Below are 1467 nucleotides of genomic sequence, written 5' to 3'. Positions count from 1 at the left end.
TTGCCGGAGACCGAGGCGAGCATCCCCCGCCGGATTTTGATGTCGCGGGCATACCAGTTGGTCACCGTGCCGGTGTCGCAGGCGATCATGCAGTTCTCCGGAAGCCGTGGGGAGAGCTCCCAGAAGACCCGTTGGGGGTTGAGGGGATTGGCCGGGGCCATGGCGCGGGCTTCCAAAACGCGCCACCACTCGGCGATGCTTTCTTCAATCGCCTGTCGCCAGGCGCGATTGGTCTTTCTTCTCAGATAGGGGGTCAAGGCCCGCAGCGTCTCGGCGCTGTCGCCGGTTAGATTCACCTCCATCGGATAGCGCATGCTGAGCATCCGGCCGTCGCGGTCGATCTGCACCCCGCGCGCCTGCCCCTCCGGCGGGAGAAATTCGGAGTAGGGGAAGCGGCTCCCGATCATGAGCAGGGTGTCGCAGTTCATCATCATGTCCCAGCTCGGCCGGGTGCCGAGCAGTCCGATCGATCCGGTGACGTAGGGAAGATCGTCCGGCAAGACCGCCTTTCCCAAGAGCGCTTTCGCCACGCCGGCGCCGAGGATCTCCGCGATCTCCGCCACCTCGTCCGCCGCGCGCAGCGCGCCGGAGCCGACCAAGATCGCGACCCGCTCTCCCGCATTGAGGACCTCCGCCGCCCGGCGCAGATCGTTCTCCGCCGGGATCACCCGCGGATCGCTGTAGCCGATTCCGGAGAAGATCGTCCCATGTTTCCGCGGCGGGTGGGGCACCGCTTCGAGCTCCTGGACGTCGCCCGGCAGAATGATGCAGGTGACGGTCCGCTCCGCCTTCGCGATTCGAATGGCCCGATCGATCAGATGGCGCACCTGCACCGCATCCATCGCCGTCTGAACATATTCATGCGCCACATCTTTGAAGAGGGTCTGAAGATCGACCTCCTGTTGAAAATGGCCCCCCATCGAACTGCGATGCGCCTGCCCGACGATCGCCAAGACCGCCTGATGGTCCATCTGGGCGTCATAGAGACCGTTGAGAAGATGAATCGCTCCCGGTCCCGAGGTGGCGAGGCAGACGCCGATGTCGCCGGTGAACTTGGCGTGGGCGCAGGCCATGAAGGCGGCCATCTCCTCGTGACGAACCTGGACGAACTCCGGCCGGTCCCCCGCGCGGTTGAGCGCTCCCATGATACCGTTGATGCCGTCTCCGGGATAGCCGTAGATGCGGGTGATGCCCCAGTCGAGTAATCGTTGAACCAGAAAGTCGCTGACGGTCTGAGCCATGAATGTTCCTCCTTATTCGTTGCTGGCGTAGGCGATGGTTGTCATCAAGGCGTTTTCGGCCTGGCGGGAATCGAGCCGGGTATGTTGAACGACGATCGGCACATCCGACTCGATCACGCTGGCAAAATCGGTGTCGAGGGGGATCGGCTCCGGTTCTTTCAGATCGTTGAAGCGAATGTGGCGGGTGCGGCGCGCCGGGACCGTGACCTCGTAAGGTCCAGCCGGC

At 63.8% G+C, this 1467-nt stretch carries 2 protein-coding genes; both read right to left on the bottom strand.

Annotated features, from left to right (window positions below):
• A partial coding sequence (locus tag VNN55_03095) for a thiamine pyrophosphate-requiring protein (GenBank protein HWO56534.1) occupies positions 1 to 1241 on the bottom strand: 1241 nt, incomplete at its 3' end.
• Between the two features lie 12 nt (positions 1242 to 1253).
• On the bottom strand, positions 1254 to 1467 hold a 214-nt coding region (locus tag VNN55_03090; GenBank protein ID HWO56533.1), incomplete at its 5' end, for a sensory rhodopsin transducer.

This window comes from bacterium (assembly GCA_035559435.1).
GTDB lineage: Bacteria > Zixibacteria > MSB-5A5 > WJJR01 > WJJR01 > JACQFV01.
This window is presented reverse-complemented; position numbering and strand designations above follow the sequence as displayed.